The organism is Planktothrix tepida PCC 9214 (genome assembly GCF_900009145.1).
Taxonomy (GTDB): domain Bacteria; phylum Cyanobacteriota; class Cyanobacteriia; order Cyanobacteriales; family Microcoleaceae; genus Planktothrix; species Planktothrix tepida.
Map to the genome: position 1 here is coordinate 218324 of NZ_LN889782.1, position 17045 is coordinate 235368.

Consider the following 17045-nt stretch of genomic DNA (forward strand, 5'->3'; position numbering starts at 1 on the left):
GTGTTAAAGGGACTCTCTACAGTTTAAGAACTTAATACAAAATCACTTTGATTAATATTAGAAATTCCGGTTAATATGGCTAGCGTTTTACCTTGATTTTGAATCTGTAAAGCTCCATTATTAATCGTGAAATTCAATTGTTCAAAGGTTAATCCAGCCGTGAGAACTAAAACATCTTGACCTTGTGTAAAATCAGTAATCAGTTGTTGACCCTGAACCTCAATTAAAAACAGATCTTTTCCTTGACCTCCCGTTAAGGTATTATTGCCATTTCCTCCCCATAAAATATCATCTCCATTCTCGCCAAAAATCCGATCATTTCCTTCCCCACCGATTAATGTATCTCCATCCAAACCACCATGCAGGGTATCATTTCCCCCCTCTCCATGAATAATATCCTGTCCTTCATTTCCACTCAGAAGATCATCCCCATTTCCGCCACACAATTCATCATTATCTTCGCCATTAGTAACGGTGGTTTTCGTTGTAGTCCCCCCATAAAGGGTGTCGTTTCCCTCTCCCCCACACAGCGTATCTTTCCCTAAATCTCCATAAAGCTCATCTGCATCCTCATCCCCAAAAACTTGATCATCTCCTTTCCCAGCATTGAGTTTATCGCTTCCCAAACCGCCACTGAGGGTGTCATTATTTCCATTTCCAAACATGATATCAACTCCCTCTCCTCCGAATAGTAAATCTTGTCCGGGGGGGTTCTCAAATTTAGGTTCGTTAGTATCACCAATGACGGTATCATCTCCTAAGTCTCCCAACAGGGTATCATTTCCTAAATCTCCATAAATTAGATCGTTATTTTTCCCCGCAAAAATAGCATCGTCATCTTTACCGCCATAGAGTTTATCTGCACCTTCACTGGCGTTAACATAGTCTAATCCTTGATTTCCAAATAGTACATCTGTTTCATTCGGTTTCCCGGTGCTACTCTTAATTCCTTGACCACCATAAACATTATCATCCCCATTTTTTCCATAGACTTCATCACTTCCGACCCCCCCAAATAAAACATTTTTTTTGTCATCTCCTTGTAATTGATCATTGTTATCACTGCCATTAATAGTATCTTCCCCAGCATTGGGAATAATATTATTAATCGTTGGAGGAGTTAAGCTATCACAACCACAGTCAGGATTGAGATTTAAGTTAATATTAGGAATGGGTTCGGGTGTTGGTGTTGGTTGTGGTGTTGGTTGTGGTGTTGGTTGTGGGCTGGGTTCTGGGGTCGGTTCTGGTGTTGGGGAGGGAGAGGAATTCGGATTATTAATGAGTTGGGAAACAACCTGCTGAACCCCGAAGGATGTTGCATTATTGAGACTGGATAAATCTATAATAATGCTTTCATTTTCTTCGCGTAAATCATCATTAATGGTGGTTAAGGTTATGCTTCCACTGGTTGACCCCGCCGGAATTACAATCACATCCGATGAGGCGGTATAATCAACATCTTTTTTGGCAGTTCCCAGAAATCCTAAATGAATACTAACATCCTGATTTGTAACTGAAGATAAGACTGCTGATACCGTTAAAGTTTCGTTTTCTGTCAAAGACTGTGGACTAATACCGAGATTAACAAAAGGTAAAATAGTATTAGGTTGAACAATATCTAAAACAGCCGTAGATTGAGAACCTAATGCTATACCATTACTAGGATTTGCTAAGGCTAAATTAACGGTTTCTGTGAGTTCAATACTATCATCTAAATTAATGGGAATTTTGATATTGGCGGTGGTTTGATTGGCAGCAAAATTAACAGAAATTGGAGTATTATTATAGTCAATTCCTGTCGTTAGGGTTGTCCCTCCGGTGGCAGTTCCATCACTTAAAATCACATCAACGCTGGCGGGTTGGGTTGCATCTCCACTGCGGTTAATCGTAATTTCTGAACTGATTAAACTTCCATCTTCATTAATTTGATAGGTGGGTTGAGAGAAACTAACAGATGATGTTGTATCAGTGGGTAAAACGGTTCCTAATGCACCACTTTTGAGAAAAACAGCCGAATCTAATGAGCCATCAGAGACATCTTGAATCTGAATTTTTAAGGTATTTTTGCTATTGGGAATAACATCCCCGGAAAAGGTTAAAACCTTTGTATAACCATCTAATTTAGTTAGGGTATTAGGGCTACTAGGATTATTGATATAATCAGGATGAAAACTGCTAGAATCCTCTCCATTGGGAACTAAATTATTAATCGTAACTGTTTGACCATCACTCAGTTTCGCGAGATTATTTCCGTTTAATAACAGTTCAAAGGAATCATTAAAAATGTCTCCTCCATATTCTACAAATTCTTCAGAACCAAAGACATATTGAAAGAATAATTGTTTGGCTGTGTCATTCGCATCAAAGGTAATAGTTAAGGTGACTGCATCTCCCGCTACACCCAAGTCTCCCAAATCGGTACTTAAATCGCTGCCCAAACTAGAGGTGGTATTAACACCCGGAATTTCTACCGTATTTCCGGTACTTAAAATAATTCCCGACGTTAAACCAAAAGGATCATCTTGAAACAAACCAATGGCATTGGGATCTCCTGTAATTTCTAAGAAAAAATTACTTAATCCGCTTGTATTTCCCAGGAGAGTATTGAGTAAATCCTGGGAATTATTATTGGTAGTAACTGAAAATGCTAATTGGTGATCATAGGTGCTTAAAATTTGAGGTTTAAAGGCAAGTTCAGCCTTAATGATTCCAGTTTTAACGGTAAAATCCCAATAGCCTTGACCCAGTTTTTCCGTTGTCGCAGCAATGTGAGTTTGGGTAATTTGACTGAAAGCTTTAACAAAGGCTTTTCCTTGCCAACCTTCGGCTACTTCACAAGCGTAAATGAGTAAGTTGGCTTGGGGATTTAAGGCCTTTGACCACTGTTGCAACGATTGAATATAATTCGATAAATTCGATAAATTTAAACTACTATTTCCGAGATAAAGTTCTCCCGGACTGCCATGACAAACTAAATGAATGGCTTCTAAATTTTTAAACTGGCTCAAATGTTCAGTAATTTGAAGAATGCCATCCATTTCATCCTTCAACAACACTGGGTAAATTCCCGGTTTTATTCCTAATAGTAAATGTTGATAATCCGTAACGCCCGAATCAATGAATAAAATTTCAGTAACGACTTCAGAACTTGGGGAAAAGTCCGAGGAATTACGGGTAGTGATGAAATCTAACCCAAAATGAAGCAAGGAAGTAAAAACAGTCATGGTAGATCGGATTATATGATGAAAGCGATTCAAGGGGTGAATCAAATCTGGCTTAATCCTATTAAGTTCCCTGGGGTTAGTAATGCGGTAGAATAACTTAGTATAGCGTTTTTTTCCCCAATGTAAACGCTTTCTTAACGCTTTCATCAAGGGTGTTCATCTCGTTCAACGATTCATGCCTCTGTCTTTTCTTCAATTTTCTTTAAAAATCTATACAATAATTGAGTTGGAGTTGATATTAACTAAAGGGATGGGAACCTACGGAATTGTGAGTTAATCTCAATTTCTGGAAGCGCTTATGGCACAATTGATAGAGTATTAGAGACGCTCAGGTAATTTTTATGACTAAGTTTGTTTTTATAACGGGTGGAGTGGTATCCAGTATTGGCAAAGGAATTGTTGCTGCGAGTTTAGGACGCCTCCTCAAGTCCCGGAACTATTCCGTCTCTATTCTTAAGCTTGATCCTTATATTAATGTTGACCCTGGAACCATGAGTCCCTTCCAGCATGGTGAAGTTTTCGTCACTGAGGATGGGGCGGAAACCGATTTAGACCTGGGACACTATGAACGCTTCACCGATACCTCTATGTCCCGTCTCAATAGTGTCACGGCTGGCGGAATTTATCAAGCTGTGATTAATAAAGAACGTCGAGGAGACTATCAAGGAGGAACTGTTCAAGTCATTCCTCATATTACTAATGAATGTAAAGAACGCATTCATCGAGTGGCAAAAAATACGAATCCAGATGTTGTGATTACCGAGGTGGGAGGAACCGTTGGTGATATTGAATCCTTACCTTTTTTAGAAGCGATTCGTCAATTTCGTAAAGATGTAGGACGCAAAAATGTTATTTATTTACACGTTACCTTAATTCCTTGGATTGGTGCTTCCGGGGAAATGAAAACAAAACCCACCCAACATTCGGTTAAAGAATTACGATCCATTGGCATTCAACCGGATATTTTAGTGTGTCGTTGCGATCGCCAAATTCCCCTGGGAATTAAAGAAAAAATTGCCGGATTTTGTGATGTAGAAGCTGATTGTGTGATTACCTCCCGTGATGCCAATAGTATCTATGAAGTGCCTTTACTTTTAGAACAAGAAGGACTTGCAGAACAAAGCTTAAAGCTGTTACAATTAGAGCAACGAGAACCCAATTTAACCGCATGGCAAACTTTAGTTGATCGGCTTTATCATCGAGATCTCAATACAAAATGTCCACTCCCCCATCCCAACATTAAAATTGCCATTGTGGGGAAATATATCCAGTTAACGGATGCCTATTTATCCGTTGTTGAAGCCCTACGTCATGCAGCCGTTCAAGTGGGTGCAGAATTAAGTTTAGAATGGATTAACTCAGAAGATATTGAAGGCAATAGCCCTGAAACTTACCTCAAAAATGTGCAAGGGATTGTCGTTCCTGGAGGATTTGGGCAACGCGGAACCGATGGTAAAATTGCAGCCATTGAATATGCACGGGAACAAAAAATCCCCTTCTTGGGATTATGTTTAGGAATGCAATGTTCAGTGATAGAATGGGCGCGTCATCAAGCTAGACTTGAACGAGCCCATAGCTCTGAATTTGACCCGGAAACCCCTAATCCTGTCATTCATTTATTACCCGAACAGCAAGACGTTGTAGACTTAGGGGGAACCATGCGTTTAGGGTTATATCCCTGCCGTTTACAACCGGATACTTTAGCGTTTAAACTGTATCAGAAGGAAGTTGTTTATGAGCGCCATCGTCATCGTTATGAATTTAATAATGCCTACCGAACATTATTCTTAGAATCTGGCTATACGATTAGTGGGACTTCCCCCGATGGTCGTTTAGTAGAAATTATTGAATTTCCCAATCATCCTTTCTTTGTTGCGACCCAATTTCACCCCGAATTTCAGTCTCGACCTAATAGCCCTCACCCCCTATTTCAAGGATTTGTGGAAGCAACAACCCACTTATTAAAAAAAACCCAAACCTTAACAACTCAACCTAGCAACGGGCAATTAAACCCAACCGAATTACAGTCTCCTTCCGTGCTTAATTCTCCGGCGGAAGTATCCTAAAATTATCAATGTAGTTGTGAAAAAAGACTAGGGGCATCCATTTCTAATCTGAAGGAAAATTTTGCACTCACCCGATCATCCTGATTTTATAACCGGGGAAAAGGGGTGAGTGATGATTTTCCTAGAAGTCTGTTATCGAATTTATTGAGTAGGAAACGAGTTGAGTCCCGGCAAGGATTCACAAGTCTGAGGAGGTCTTGTGGCTTACTGGATCAAAATGAATTATGAGCGAGAAACATATCTAATTGATCTGGATAGTATTAGTGCGTTTGCATCTGGATTTAACAAACGAATTACATTTTGGTTGCCAGATAATGGCAAACCTATTATTATTAACAATAACAATAATCCTAAAACCTATGAAGATATTTTAGCTTATATTCAAAGGATTACTATTCATCCCATCGGTAACTATTGGGTTAAAATTGTTTATGATCGGCATGAATATATTATTGATTTGAATCGTCTGAGTACCTTTGTATTTGATTCCAGTCAACGCATTATGTTTTGGCTTCCTGATGGCAAAGAATCTATTATTATTAATCCTCAAACTAATTCCGAAGCTTATTCTAAAGTCCTAGATTTTATTAATCAAAAAACGGGATATTCTGTGCCGTAGAGGAGGGAGAAGGGGAGAAGGGGAGAAGGGGAGAAGGGGAGAAGGGAATGAGTTTCATGATTTAGGCTGTCCTAACTGTAATGGGTAGTGCTATATTTTCTATTCCCTATTTCATGTTCCCTGCTATAAAATAAACCCAGGCGGAACTTAACGTTAAATATCGTCAATCATTATCTAGGAATATGCAGGGAACCACACTGGGCGGACGGTATCGGATTGTGCAATCATTAGGGGGTGGAGGATTTGCCCATACCTATATTGCTGAAGATCTGCAACTGCCAGATGGTCATCAATGTGTGGTCAAACAACTCAAACCCCAAGTAACGAACCCAGCAACTCTACAAATTGCCCGACGTTTATTTGAAACCGAAGCTCAAGTTTTATATCGTTTAGGACATCACGAACAGATTCCCCGATTATTTGCTTTTTTTGAAGAAGATCAAGAATTTTATCTCGTTCAAGAATTTATTGAAGGGCATGATTTAAGTCAAGAATTAACCCCAAATTTTCCACTGATTCAAACTCAACCGCCTCACGCTCCTTCAATTCATTCTAGTACAACTCAAGTTTTACCCAATCTTCCCAAAGGACGATTCAACGAAGCCGAAACTATTATTCTATTGCAAGATATTTTAACAATATTAGATTTTGTTCATCAACAAAATGTTATTCATAGAGATATTAGTCCTAAAAATATCATCCGCCGTAAAATTGATAATCAATTAGTATTAATTGATTTTGGGGCTGTTAAACAAATTACAACCCAAATGTTAAACTCTCCTGATCAAAGTTTGGTGAGTGTTGGCATTGGTACCCCCGGTTATATGCCGAGTGAACAAGCGAGGGGAAATCCTAAACCCAGTAGTGATATTTATGCAGTAGGAATGATTGGCATTCAAGCCTTAACTGGAATTGCCCCCCATCAATTACCAACTCATCCTGATACAGAAGAAATTATTTGGCAAAATCAAGTCACCGTCACCCCAGAATTTGCTGAAGTTTTAAATAAAATGGTGCGCTATGATTTTCGAGAACGATATACTTCCGCAACAGAAGCTTTAAATGCGATTAAAAGCTTAAATCAAGCTCCAGTGGCTACAATTCCTGCCTTTCAATTTTGGCTTAAACCTTTAAAAATTCAACCTTCAAAGCCTAAATTTTATGCTATAATTTTAGCAATCTTAGGGGTAATGGGATTCGCAACTGTAACAGGGATTTATTTATGGTATTCTCTCAAATCTTATAATGCAACAGATCTCTATAATCAAGGAAACACTTTATATCAATTAAATCGGTATCCAGAAGCCTTAAAACGGTATGATCAAGCCCTGAATTTAAAACCCGATTATCGAGAAGCTTGGAAAGAAAAAGGTAAAATCCTATATCAATTAGAACAATATCCCCAAGCCCAAGAAGCTTATGATAAGGCGATTCAAGTTGACCCCAATTATCCAGAAGCTTGGATTGGTCGGGGAAAAGTTCTCAATGCATTACAAAACTATTCTGATGCTTTAACCAGTTTTGAACAAGCCCTTAAACAAAATCCAGACGCGATAGAAGCTTGGCTCGGAAAAGGAGACGTTTTACTGAATTTTAAACGGTATGAAGAAGCCATTCAATCTTATCAAGAAGTGATAGATCGAGTTCCTTCTTCCTTTGAAGCCTTCTATAAAACGGGAAGGGCTTATCATTATTTAGAAGATTATGAACAAGCGGTTAAGGCTTATAATCAAGCTGTTAAAATTAAACTTAATGATCCGAATGCCTGGTATCATTTGGGCAATGTTTTAATGCAATTGAAACGTTATGGCGACGCAACGGAATCCTATGATAAAGCCATTCGTTTTAATCCTAATTTTTATCAAGCTTGGTATAGTCGAGGGAATGGCTTAGGAAAGGAAGGGAAAGAAAAAGAAGCCGTTGAATCCTTTCGACAGGCGGTTAAAATTCAACCCACTTATTATCAAGCTTGGTATAGTTTGGGATGGTCATTGCATCAACTTAAACGTTATGAAGAAGCTTTAATGGCTTATGATAAAGCCTTGGAAATTCAAAAAAAGGATTATTTAGTGTGGTATAATCGAGGAAACGCTTTATATAATTTAGGTCGTTATCAAGATGCGATCGCTTCCTATGATGAAGCCATTTATCAACAAATGAATCATGCAGAATCTTGGTACAGTCGGGGGAATGCTTTCGTCAATTTAAAGCAATATCCAGAAGCGATTTCATCTTATGACAAAGCGTTACAATATCATCCTGATTATAAAGCAGCAATACAGGCGAAAGAGCAAGCTGAAAAACAAATTCAAGATGTTAATATTAATCTGAATTCAACTTTTGAGTAGCTTATCATAGTCAGAATGGGAACCAATCCAAAACCAGATGATTGTATCCGAATTTTTCATAACTCCTACGGCACACCAACCGACTCCCGCCCTGACTGAATATACAGGCTCTGTTGTATTTAGCTTTTTGAATTCTAATCATTCTCAATATCCTCAATTAGCTGTGCAGCTAGTTCATCTTGTAAATAATCGGGTAGACTTTGGGACTTTTTGAAGCCTTCTGTGAGTAAGTCAGTCATAAAGCTCATGATCATCAGCGTGATTCTTTATCATTATATTATATTCTAGTTTATCATTACCTCAAATTGATCAAATATGTCTCTTTCCTTAGAACAACAAATTAACTACTGGACTCAATATCGACCTTCCCATCCTGATGATGTTAGAGGATATATCCAACGGGGAATGGTTTATTTTAAATTAGCAAAAATTGCTGAATCAATTCAAGACTTTGATCACGCTGAACAATTAAATCCGACCGTTAAACCTTATCTTTGGCAACGGGGGTTATCCTATTATTATTCTCAACAATATCAACTCGGTGCAGAACAATTTGAAATTGATTTAACCGTTAATTCCCAAGACGTTGAGGAAACGGTTTGGCGTTATTTATGTATTGCCCAATTTCAAGGAGTTGAAGCCGCTAAAAATACCCTGCTTCCGGTTAAAAATGATCCCCGTCCTGTCCTCAGAAGCGTTTATGATCTTTTTGCGGGAAATTGTACCCCGGAAGATTTATTAAAAATTGGGCAAAACCAAGGAAAACGCGGAAATTTTTATAGCCATCTTTATTTAGGATTATATCATGAAGCGGAACAAAATATAGAACAAGCTAAAACCTATATTAATCAAGCTGCAACTGAATATAAAATTGATGATTATATGTGGAATTTAGCCGTTGTTCATCAAAATATAAAATTTGGTGTTGAGCTTTAGCTCCACCCGTTGTTGTGCTTTAGCACATCTTCTCCATATTAATTCAACACCATCTATCATTCGACTTCAATAATAAATGAATTGCACTGAAGCGCAACAACGGGATTATTTGAAGCGTTGTAAAGGAACCGTTTTCGGATCAAGAATTTTAGGACTTAGACTTCCAAATTTAATCGCTAAAGACAATTTATCTTTATTAGAGAAAACGTGCGTTACTTCTCCAATTCCAAAGGTACGATGAAACACTTTATCCCCCACTTTCCATTGTTTTACATCGGATTCTAAGTTAACATTTTTTGCAGGTTGTTTAACCTCAGTGGGTGATTTGGCTTCTTTTTTAGTTCCCTTACTTTTAGCTGCTTTGGGTTGAGAGGGAGGAATATACCCATGAATTAATCCTTCGGGTAATTCCTTCAAAAACATTGAGGGGATACAGGGTTCTAAATATCCCCATAACCGCCGTTGACAAGCATGGGTTAAGAATAATTGTTCTTGAGCGCGAGTAATACCAACATAACATAAACGTCGCTCTTCTTCAATGGATAAGGGATCATTTAAACTGCGATAATTCGGGAAAAGTCCCTGTTCTAAACCGACTAAAAACACAATGGGAAATTCTAATCCTTTAGCCGCATGAAGGGTTAATAAAGAAACAGCTTTTTGTCCTTCTTGTAAATTATCTAAATCGGAAGATAAGGACGCACTGGCTAAAAATCCACTTAAGGTATTATCTTCATATTCTTCTTGAAATTGAGACACCGCATTACTCAATTCTTTAATATTTTCTAAACGGTTTTCTGCCTCATCAGTTCCTTCTTTTTTCAAGTCTTGAATATAACCTGCATCTTCTAATATTCCTTCTAAAATTTGCAATGCAGAATGGTCTTCTAGGCGTTCTTGCCAAGTTTTAATAATTTGGGCAAATTGATTGACGGATTTTGCTGAACGTCCGGCTATGGTATTGACTGAATCTTCATCAGTAATCACTTCCCAGAGGGGAATTCCTAACTGTTGAGACGCATTAACTAACCCATCAATGGTGGTTTTCCCAATTCCTCGACGGGGGACATTAATAATTCTGAGTAAACTCACACTATCGGCGGGGTTCGCAACGACTCTTAAATAGGATAAGGAATCTTTAATTTCTTTGCGGTCATAAAATCTTAATCCTCCGACAACGGTATAGGGAATATTATGTCTTAATAACACATCTTCTAAGGCGCGAGATTGAGCGTTGGTTCGATATAAAATGGCAAATGCCCCATAATCTAATTCGGGATTTTGTTGACTAATTCCTTGAATTTGTGATAAAATAAAATTAGCTTCATCGATTTCATCATCTGCCTTATAACAATAAATCGGCTGTCCTTCTCCTCGCGTTGGACGCAGAATTTTATCAATACGTTCTGTATTTTGTTGAATTAAATGGTTAGCGACTTGGAGAATATTTTCCCGTGAGCGATAATTTTCCTCTAATTTAATCATAGTACGGGTATCGTCATCGGGTAAGCGATCGCCAAAATCCTGTTGAAATTCTAACAAGATTTTATAGTCTGCCATGCGAAAGGAATAAATCGATTGATCCACATCTCCCACGACAAAAATCGAGCGATTTTGCCAATTTTTGAACGCTCTGGGGTTTTCGCCATTGGTAACTAATAATCGAATTAAATTATATTGGGTACGGTTGGTATCTTGATATTCATCGACTAAAATATGACTAAATTTTTGATGCCAATAGGCTAAAACCTGTTCATTTTGACTGAGTAAATCAACGGTCACTCGAATTAAATCATCAAAATCTAAGGCATTATTGGCAGCTAACTGAGATTGATAGGCACTATAAACCTCTGATACCACTCTTCCATAATAATCCGGGTTTTCCTTGGCATATTGTTGAGGGGATAACCCTAAGTTTTTGGCATTACTAATAGAATATCTAATTTTTTTAGGCTCAAATTTTTTATCGTCTAAATTCATTTCTTTGAGAACGATAAATTTAACCAGTTTTTGAGCATCATCTTCATCAAAGATTGAAAAGTTTTTATCCCACTTTCGCCCACTTTCATCTTGATATTTATTAATATCATATCTCAATATTCGAGCGCATAAACTATGGAACGTTCCCATCCATAGATGCTTAGTAATACTGCGATAAACCTTTGATTTAAGGCGAGTTTGCTCATCAGGGGCTAAAGCCGACAAGGGTTTTTCAAATTCGATTTCTGCTTGTTGTTGAGCAAAAATGGACTCAACTCGTTCTTTAATTTCCCTAGCGGCTTTATTAGTAAATGTCACCGCTAAAATATTTTCAGGATGAACCCGATAACTGCGAATTAAATTAGCAATGCGATAGGTTAACGCCCGTGTTTTACCCGAACCCGCCCCCGCCACCACCAGCATTGGGCCACAAAAATGCTCAACCGCTTGACGTTGGGACGCATTGAGATGACTAAGGAAATCAACAGTTTGAGTCATGGCTAGAAAAACACGGGAATTCAACACTTTCTATTCTATTGTAGGATGTCCATCGGGGCGAGGTCTTCTCGCCCAAACCTCAAAATAATTTAAGAATTATTCTAACTTCCTGAGTCAATTCCTACACCATTCTGATTAAATTCTATCACTGTTTTTTCTGATAATTCATGGGTCGTCATGGCGGTTAAAATTTCCAAAGGTAATGTTAAATGATAAGCCCCAGCTTGCAAAGTTGCAGAGGCTTCTTCAGGAGATTTAATACTGGCTGCTAATATTTTGGTCGGACTTCCATCTAATATATTCGCCATGTCTTTAACTAATGCAATTCCATCTCCTAATAATCGCGTTGCACGATTAACATAAGCGATCGCATATTTTGCCCCTGCTTCCATTGCAACGGCGGCTTGAGCAGCACTATAAATCGCAGTAACAGAACAAGGAATTTCTGGAGATAAATTAGCAACAACTTGAAACCCAATGGTTGTGGCAGGAATCTTCAAAACCGTTTGTTCTCCTAATAATTCAAAGGCTCTTATTCCTTCTCTAACCATTTCTTGAAAATCCGAAGCGGTTAATTGATAATAAATTTCTCCCGAAATTAAATTTTTTAACTGAGTTAAGGTTTCTTCTGGAGATAATTCACTCTTTGCTAATAAAGTCGGGTTTGTGGTAATTCCCTTCACCCATCCCCACTCTTTCACAATTTGTGCTTCCGAAATGATTGCAGAATCTAAATATAAAGCCATAAATTTAATCGTGTTGACTGTTAACTATTAACCCTTATTAGTTACCTGTAATCCCTTATCAGCGTCAGAGTCAATTTACTATCCACTTCTTAACTGATAACTGATAACTGATAACTGATAACTGATTAAGACATTCCTTCAAACGGCCCTAAAAAAGTCGGTTTAGGACGAATAATATGGATTTCGAGAATCGCTTTAATGACGGCTAAAACTTCCCGTTGGGTGTAAAATCTCATGGAATCATCCTTGAATTTCCCCCAGTCCGGTGTTCCTAGACCCACTGCTTCTATCCCCAATTGATTACAGGTGTAAACAGCACGGGGAAGATGATATTTTTGGGTAATTAAAACCGCTCTTTCTACCCCAAAAATAACTTTAGCACGATAACAACTTTCATAGGTACTAAATCCTGCATAATCTAATTTAATATCTTTACTGGGAACCCCTAAACGTTCTGCATATTGCTGCATAGCCACCACTTCATTATATTCAGGAGTGCCATTATCTCCCGTCATTAATATTTTATGAACTCGCCCTAAACGATATAATTCTACCGCCCCTTCTACCCGATCAGCTAACATTGGTGTGGGGGTTCCATCAGCCCAAACTCCCGCCCCAAATACAATTGCAACAGGTTCATCAGGGACTTGTTCAACTTTGAAATATCGGCGATTATTCGTAACTGTTTTAATATAAACTGTCAAAAGAAATGGGGTTAATATTGTTCCCAAAGCAATTAATAAACATAGAAAACGCCAGTGCAACACAAACCATTTAGGCATAAAATTGAAGCTGACCGTAGCAGGGACAAAGTTTGACTCAAAAATAGGGTATCAGGTTTTTGACGATTCTGAGTTTAAAGGCGAACCCAATTCGGTCAGGTTCAAAACATAACCGCCTGTCACCAGATAAACACGGTTGGCGATCGCCCCTAAATGACGAACTAACGCCCCTAAGCGATCGCGAAAGGTTCGACCAACGGGATAAGCGGGAACAATTCCCCATCCCGTTTCTTCTGCTACTAAAATGACATTTCCTGGGATTTCATGCAAGGTTTGTAATAATTGTTTTTGAGTATTTTCCCAGGTTGTTTCATCTTGATCAAGAAGATTGGCTAACCACGTTCCCAATGAATCTACAAGAATACAATTATTTTGACAGGATATTTTTTGTAATGTTGCGGTTAATTCGATTGGAATTTCTAATAGTTTCCAGTTTTTCGGACGACGTTTTTGATGTTTTTGAATCCGCATTTTCCATTCCTCATCTGTTGGATCATGCTGAGAAGTTGCAATATAAATGACTTGTTTTTGAGACTGTATTGCTAAGGTTTCCGCCCATTCACTTTTTCCTGAACGGGATGGGCCAGTTACAACAATTAAGTTAGAGGAGGTCGATCCAGAATTCAGCATAAAATTAGGTTTTCCAAAATAATTTTAATCGAGTACATAAACTGACAAATAATGCTATAATTAAAGTATAAGATAATCCTCTTAAAAATCCCAGAATAGGGGTATTTGTTAAGGCTTCAATTTTAGGAGTCCAGCCTTGTAATTCTAAAATAGGCCATAACAAGTTGGCAAAGGCTAAATAACCAATCATTGGATTTTTACCCGTATCGATGAATAACTGAAACCAGAGAGTTTGGTGAAAGCTATCGATGAAAATGGTTAATATCATTAACAGGAAAATAGTGATCGCCAGTGTTATAAAAAAATAACTCATTGTTGTAGGGTCTTTTTTAATTCCTCCTTGATAAGGTTCAAAAGCTAATCCTAAAATTAATCCATACAGTCCCCATTGATACATTTGATTTAGTAACTGTTCTAGGGGATGGCTAGGATTTTTGAGCAAGAAATAACTAATAATTAATAAAATTACACTAATTCCGGTGGTTTGGGGGAGCAAACGAGATTGTAAACCAATGACTAAATTGAAAATCATTAGTAACATTAAAATCACAATTCCCCCTAAGCGAAATCGGTTCCAAGTTTTCGGCATATATCCATCTTCAATTTGGGTATAAATGACGATTTTATCGCCAATTATAGTTCCGGGGATAGCAATAAATAAATATTTTAAATATTCAAATCGATATAACCAAGGAATAGGAGAAATAGATAACAGATTGCTCATCCATCCTCCGGCTGATTTTGATAAAATCAAGGCGAATAAAACCCCCATTAACCCGACTCTAAATTGGGGATGATTGCGGGTAAATAACCAAATAAAAGAGGTAAAAACAACAATATTTGTTAATACCCATAAAATAATATCACTTCGATAGAGAGAAAATTCAGGGAATTTGGCATTATAGGGATATTGAATTTGAGTTAAAATAGCGATCGCAGCCCCCCAACCCATTAAATTCACCGCTAAATTAATCCATTTAGGAATAACCCTAGGTAACTGAACAAACATTAAAAATAAGATTCCAAATCCCATTAACGCGAGTTGCCATTTTTCAGAACTCGGTTCAGGATTAATAACGGTTGGGCGAAAATGTTGTAAAACAATAGCAAAAGTTCCTAATAAAAAGCCCCGTTTTATAATTCCTAAACTGATTTCAAGATTTGTCCATCCTTGAGATAAACGCCGAGATAAGGCGATGGGAATAGCAGTTCCTAATGAAAAAATAAAGATGGGAAAGACTAAATCTACCCAAGTCAGTCCCGCTATTTTTGGATTAAATTGATGAGTTGGTGGCGGAAATTGAGCGTGATACATCCAAGCAGGTAAGGTTCCATTAAAGGGAATTACACCGGATAATACCATTGCTAAAACTGCAAGTCCTCGCAACGCATCTAACGCATCAACTCGTTTAGTCTTTGTAGAAGGAGAGTTGGCTAATTGCATGGGTTTAAATCTGACGTTTTGCTAAATCTAAAAGACCAGAGTTAGCTCAGTAATTCGTGAGGTCAGACAATATCATTGAAAGGGGGTACGGATGAAATTTAAAGTTAAAATCAGCTAATATTATTCATTAATTAAATTAGCCAATGCCTCCAGAAACAGCCAAAATAATTGCTGCAATAAAACCGATTACGATAAAAATTAAGGCAATCATAAACAGCCAATATTGCAGCGTATAAAGTTTACGCAGTTGACCCAAAGCACCTATCAAGTTTTCAATATCATTGCCTTGAGTTTCTACAATTAATTTGAAAGCTTTTGAAGCATTAATTGTCCAAATTCCCGTTACCAATAAAACGACTCCCTGAACTATCCCACCAAATCCTCCTTGCATAATTGCGATGATGCCACTAATAGCCCCCAATATTCCACTGGCTATTAGGAAGTAACTCACAAACAGCATTTTTTTAGACAAATCCAAAATCAGTTGATTCTGGGATTCATTAAACTCATAGGTTTCGGTGTCCATAATTTACCCTGAAAAAATACGTTAATTACAGCTTAATTTTACTCCTATTTTTTGAAATGGCAATCATTTAGCCGAAAAATACTTGCCCCTCCTGGGGTTTGTGATAAAATTTGGGCAAATGCTTAACCCATTCCCAAGCCCTAGGCTTTGAACAGGTTGAGCAATAATACTAAAAAAATGGAGTGAGGATGATGAACCTTAAAGTCTTAGCATTGTCTGTTATTCTATCTACACTAGGATTTGCCCCCGTTGCTCAAGCAGAAAATGAATCCGATTTACAACGATTAAGAACGACAAATCGTTGTCCTGAATGTGATTTAAGAGGAGCTAATTTGCAACAGTTTGATTTGCGAGGGGCAGATTTATTTAAAGCGCAATTACAAGGTGCTAATTTAAGAGGAGTTGATTTACGCAGTGCGAATTTGAATCAAGCTAATTTATATAAAGCTGATTTAACTCAAGCTAATTTAGCAGCGGCTAATTTATTTGATGCGAATTTAAGGAATACTATCTTAGAACGGGCTGATTTAAGAGAAGCGGATTTATCCCAAGCGGATTTAGCTCAAGTCAATTTGATTAAAGCTAATTTAAGAGATGCCAGTTTAGTTAGTACAAATCTGAGTGAATCCTATCTTAACCAAGCCAATTTAGAAAATGCTGATTTGCGTCAAGCCTTTTTATTTAATAGTGATTTAGAAGCAGCAAATCTCACCCGTGCTAATCTTTTAGGAGCAGATTTACGCAGAGCAAATCTGGATCGGGCTGCTTTAGAAAGTGCTAACTTAACGGCTACAATTCTAGCAGATACTAACATTGATCGGGCAGAATTATCTCAAACTATATTAAAAGGAACGGTTTTACAAGGAACGGATTTAGCCCCTGTTGTTTGTGTGGTTAGTAATGTTGTTAATTGTGTGATTTCTCCCGCTTCAAAACAAGCTGAAGATTTATTCTTTCAACCGGAAATAGAAAACCCCCGTTAGGCATTTAAGATGAGCTACGCCCATCACTTACCTCTATTTAACTTACATGGGGTTATGATGGGCAGAACTCCTCCGACGGAGTTTTAAAGTTTTGTAAAAAGATGTAGTAATTATGGAAATTAATCCTGACAAATGATTAAATAAACATTCAGGATTTCAGGAAGGGTTAAAATTAAGAATGGATGATTTATCAATAGGATTGCAACAGATTATTGTAGAGACTTGCGCTCATTATCAAGGGTATTTTTATCCTTAATTTTGTA

At 37.7% G+C, this 17045-nt stretch carries 12 protein-coding genes and 3 pseudogenes; 5 read left to right on the forward strand and 10 right to left on the reverse strand.

Going from position 1 to position 17045, the window contains the following annotated elements; translation table 11 throughout:
• Positions 1-23: 23 nt before the first annotated feature.
• The 4 genes and pseudogenes from PL9214_RS33190 to PL9214_RS33205 all read right to left on the reverse strand — a co-directional run.
• Positions 24-1559 carry a hypothetical protein gene (locus PL9214_RS33190; RefSeq protein WP_437126742.1) on the reverse strand — a complete coding sequence of 512 codons (1536 nt, stop codon included), beginning with the start codon at positions 1557-1559 and terminating at the stop codon, positions 24-26.
• 81 nt (positions 1560-1640) lie between these two features.
• Positions 1641-1952: pseudogene (locus tag PL9214_RS33195) on the reverse strand (Calx-beta domain-containing protein); the annotation flags it as partial.
• Between the two features lie 18 nt (positions 1953-1970).
• Positions 1971-2651: pseudogene (locus PL9214_RS33200) on the reverse strand (choice-of-anchor L domain-containing protein); the annotation flags it as partial.
• 9 nt (positions 2652-2660) lie between these two features.
• Positions 2661-3371: pseudogene (locus tag PL9214_RS33205) on the reverse strand (DUF4347 domain-containing protein); the annotation flags it as partial.
• 194 nt (positions 3372-3565) lie between these two features.
• Here PL9214_RS33205 and pyrG point away from each other — a divergent pair.
• From pyrG to PL9214_RS04010, 4 genes are all read left to right on the forward strand, one after another.
• The gene (gene pyrG / locus PL9214_RS03990) at positions 3566-5290 is read left to right on the forward strand and encodes a CTP synthase (protein ID WP_072717561.1); all 1725 of its coding nucleotides are present in this window, start codon (positions 3566-3568) and stop codon (positions 5288-5290) included.
• Between the two features lie 199 nt (positions 5291-5489).
• A complete protein-coding gene (locus tag PL9214_RS03995; protein ID WP_072717562.1) occupies positions 5490-5909 on the forward strand; it encodes a hypothetical protein in 420 nt (139 codons plus the stop codon).
• Positions 5910-6091: 182 nt separating this feature from the next.
• On the forward strand, positions 6092-8257 hold the full coding sequence (locus PL9214_RS04000; RefSeq protein WP_072717563.1) for a serine/threonine-protein kinase: 2166 nt from the start codon (positions 6092-6094) through the stop codon (positions 8255-8257).
• Between the two features lie 315 nt (positions 8258-8572).
• A complete protein-coding gene (locus tag PL9214_RS04010) occupies positions 8573-9193 on the forward strand; it encodes a tetratricopeptide repeat protein (protein ID WP_072717564.1) in 621 nt (206 codons plus the stop codon).
• A 105-nt stretch (positions 9194-9298) separates the two neighbouring features.
• On the opposite strand, the gene pcrA is transcribed toward PL9214_RS04010, so the two are convergent.
• The 6 genes from pcrA to PL9214_RS04040 form a co-directional block, all read right to left on the reverse strand.
• Positions 9299-11671, reverse strand: coding sequence for a DNA helicase PcrA (gene pcrA, locus PL9214_RS04015; protein WP_072717565.1), 2373 nt, complete (start codon positions 11669-11671; stop codon positions 9299-9301).
• A 101-nt stretch (positions 11672-11772) separates the two neighbouring features.
• Complete coding sequence (locus PL9214_RS04020; RefSeq protein ID WP_072717566.1) at positions 11773-12417, reverse strand: transaldolase family protein; 645 nt, start codon at positions 12415-12417, stop codon at positions 11773-11775.
• Between the two features lie 125 nt (positions 12418-12542).
• On the reverse strand, positions 12543-13199 hold the full coding sequence (locus PL9214_RS04025; protein ID WP_072717567.1) for a SanA/YdcF family protein: 657 nt from the start codon (positions 13197-13199) through the stop codon (positions 12543-12545).
• Between the two features lie 51 nt (positions 13200-13250).
• Positions 13251-13829: a bifunctional adenosylcobinamide kinase/adenosylcobinamide-phosphate guanylyltransferase gene (gene cobU, locus PL9214_RS04030; protein ID WP_072717568.1), complete on the reverse strand. Its 579-nt coding sequence runs from the start codon at positions 13827-13829 to the stop codon at positions 13251-13253.
• 4 nt (positions 13830-13833) lie between these two features.
• Positions 13834-15273 carry a DUF5009 domain-containing protein gene (locus tag PL9214_RS04035; RefSeq protein ID WP_072717569.1) on the reverse strand — a complete coding sequence of 480 codons (1440 nt, stop codon included), beginning with the start codon at positions 15271-15273 and terminating at the stop codon, positions 13834-13836.
• Positions 15274-15409: 136 nt separating this feature from the next.
• Positions 15410-15799: a hypothetical protein gene (locus tag PL9214_RS04040; RefSeq protein WP_072717570.1), complete on the reverse strand. Its 390-nt coding sequence runs from the start codon at positions 15797-15799 to the stop codon at positions 15410-15412.
• Between the two features lie 188 nt (positions 15800-15987).
• On the opposite strand from PL9214_RS04040, the gene PL9214_RS04045 reads away from it, so the two are divergent.
• Positions 15988-16782 carry a pentapeptide repeat-containing protein gene (locus PL9214_RS04045; protein ID WP_245824170.1) on the forward strand — a complete coding sequence of 265 codons (795 nt, stop codon included), beginning with the start codon at positions 15988-15990 and terminating at the stop codon, positions 16780-16782.
• Positions 16783-17045 lie beyond the last annotated feature (263 nt).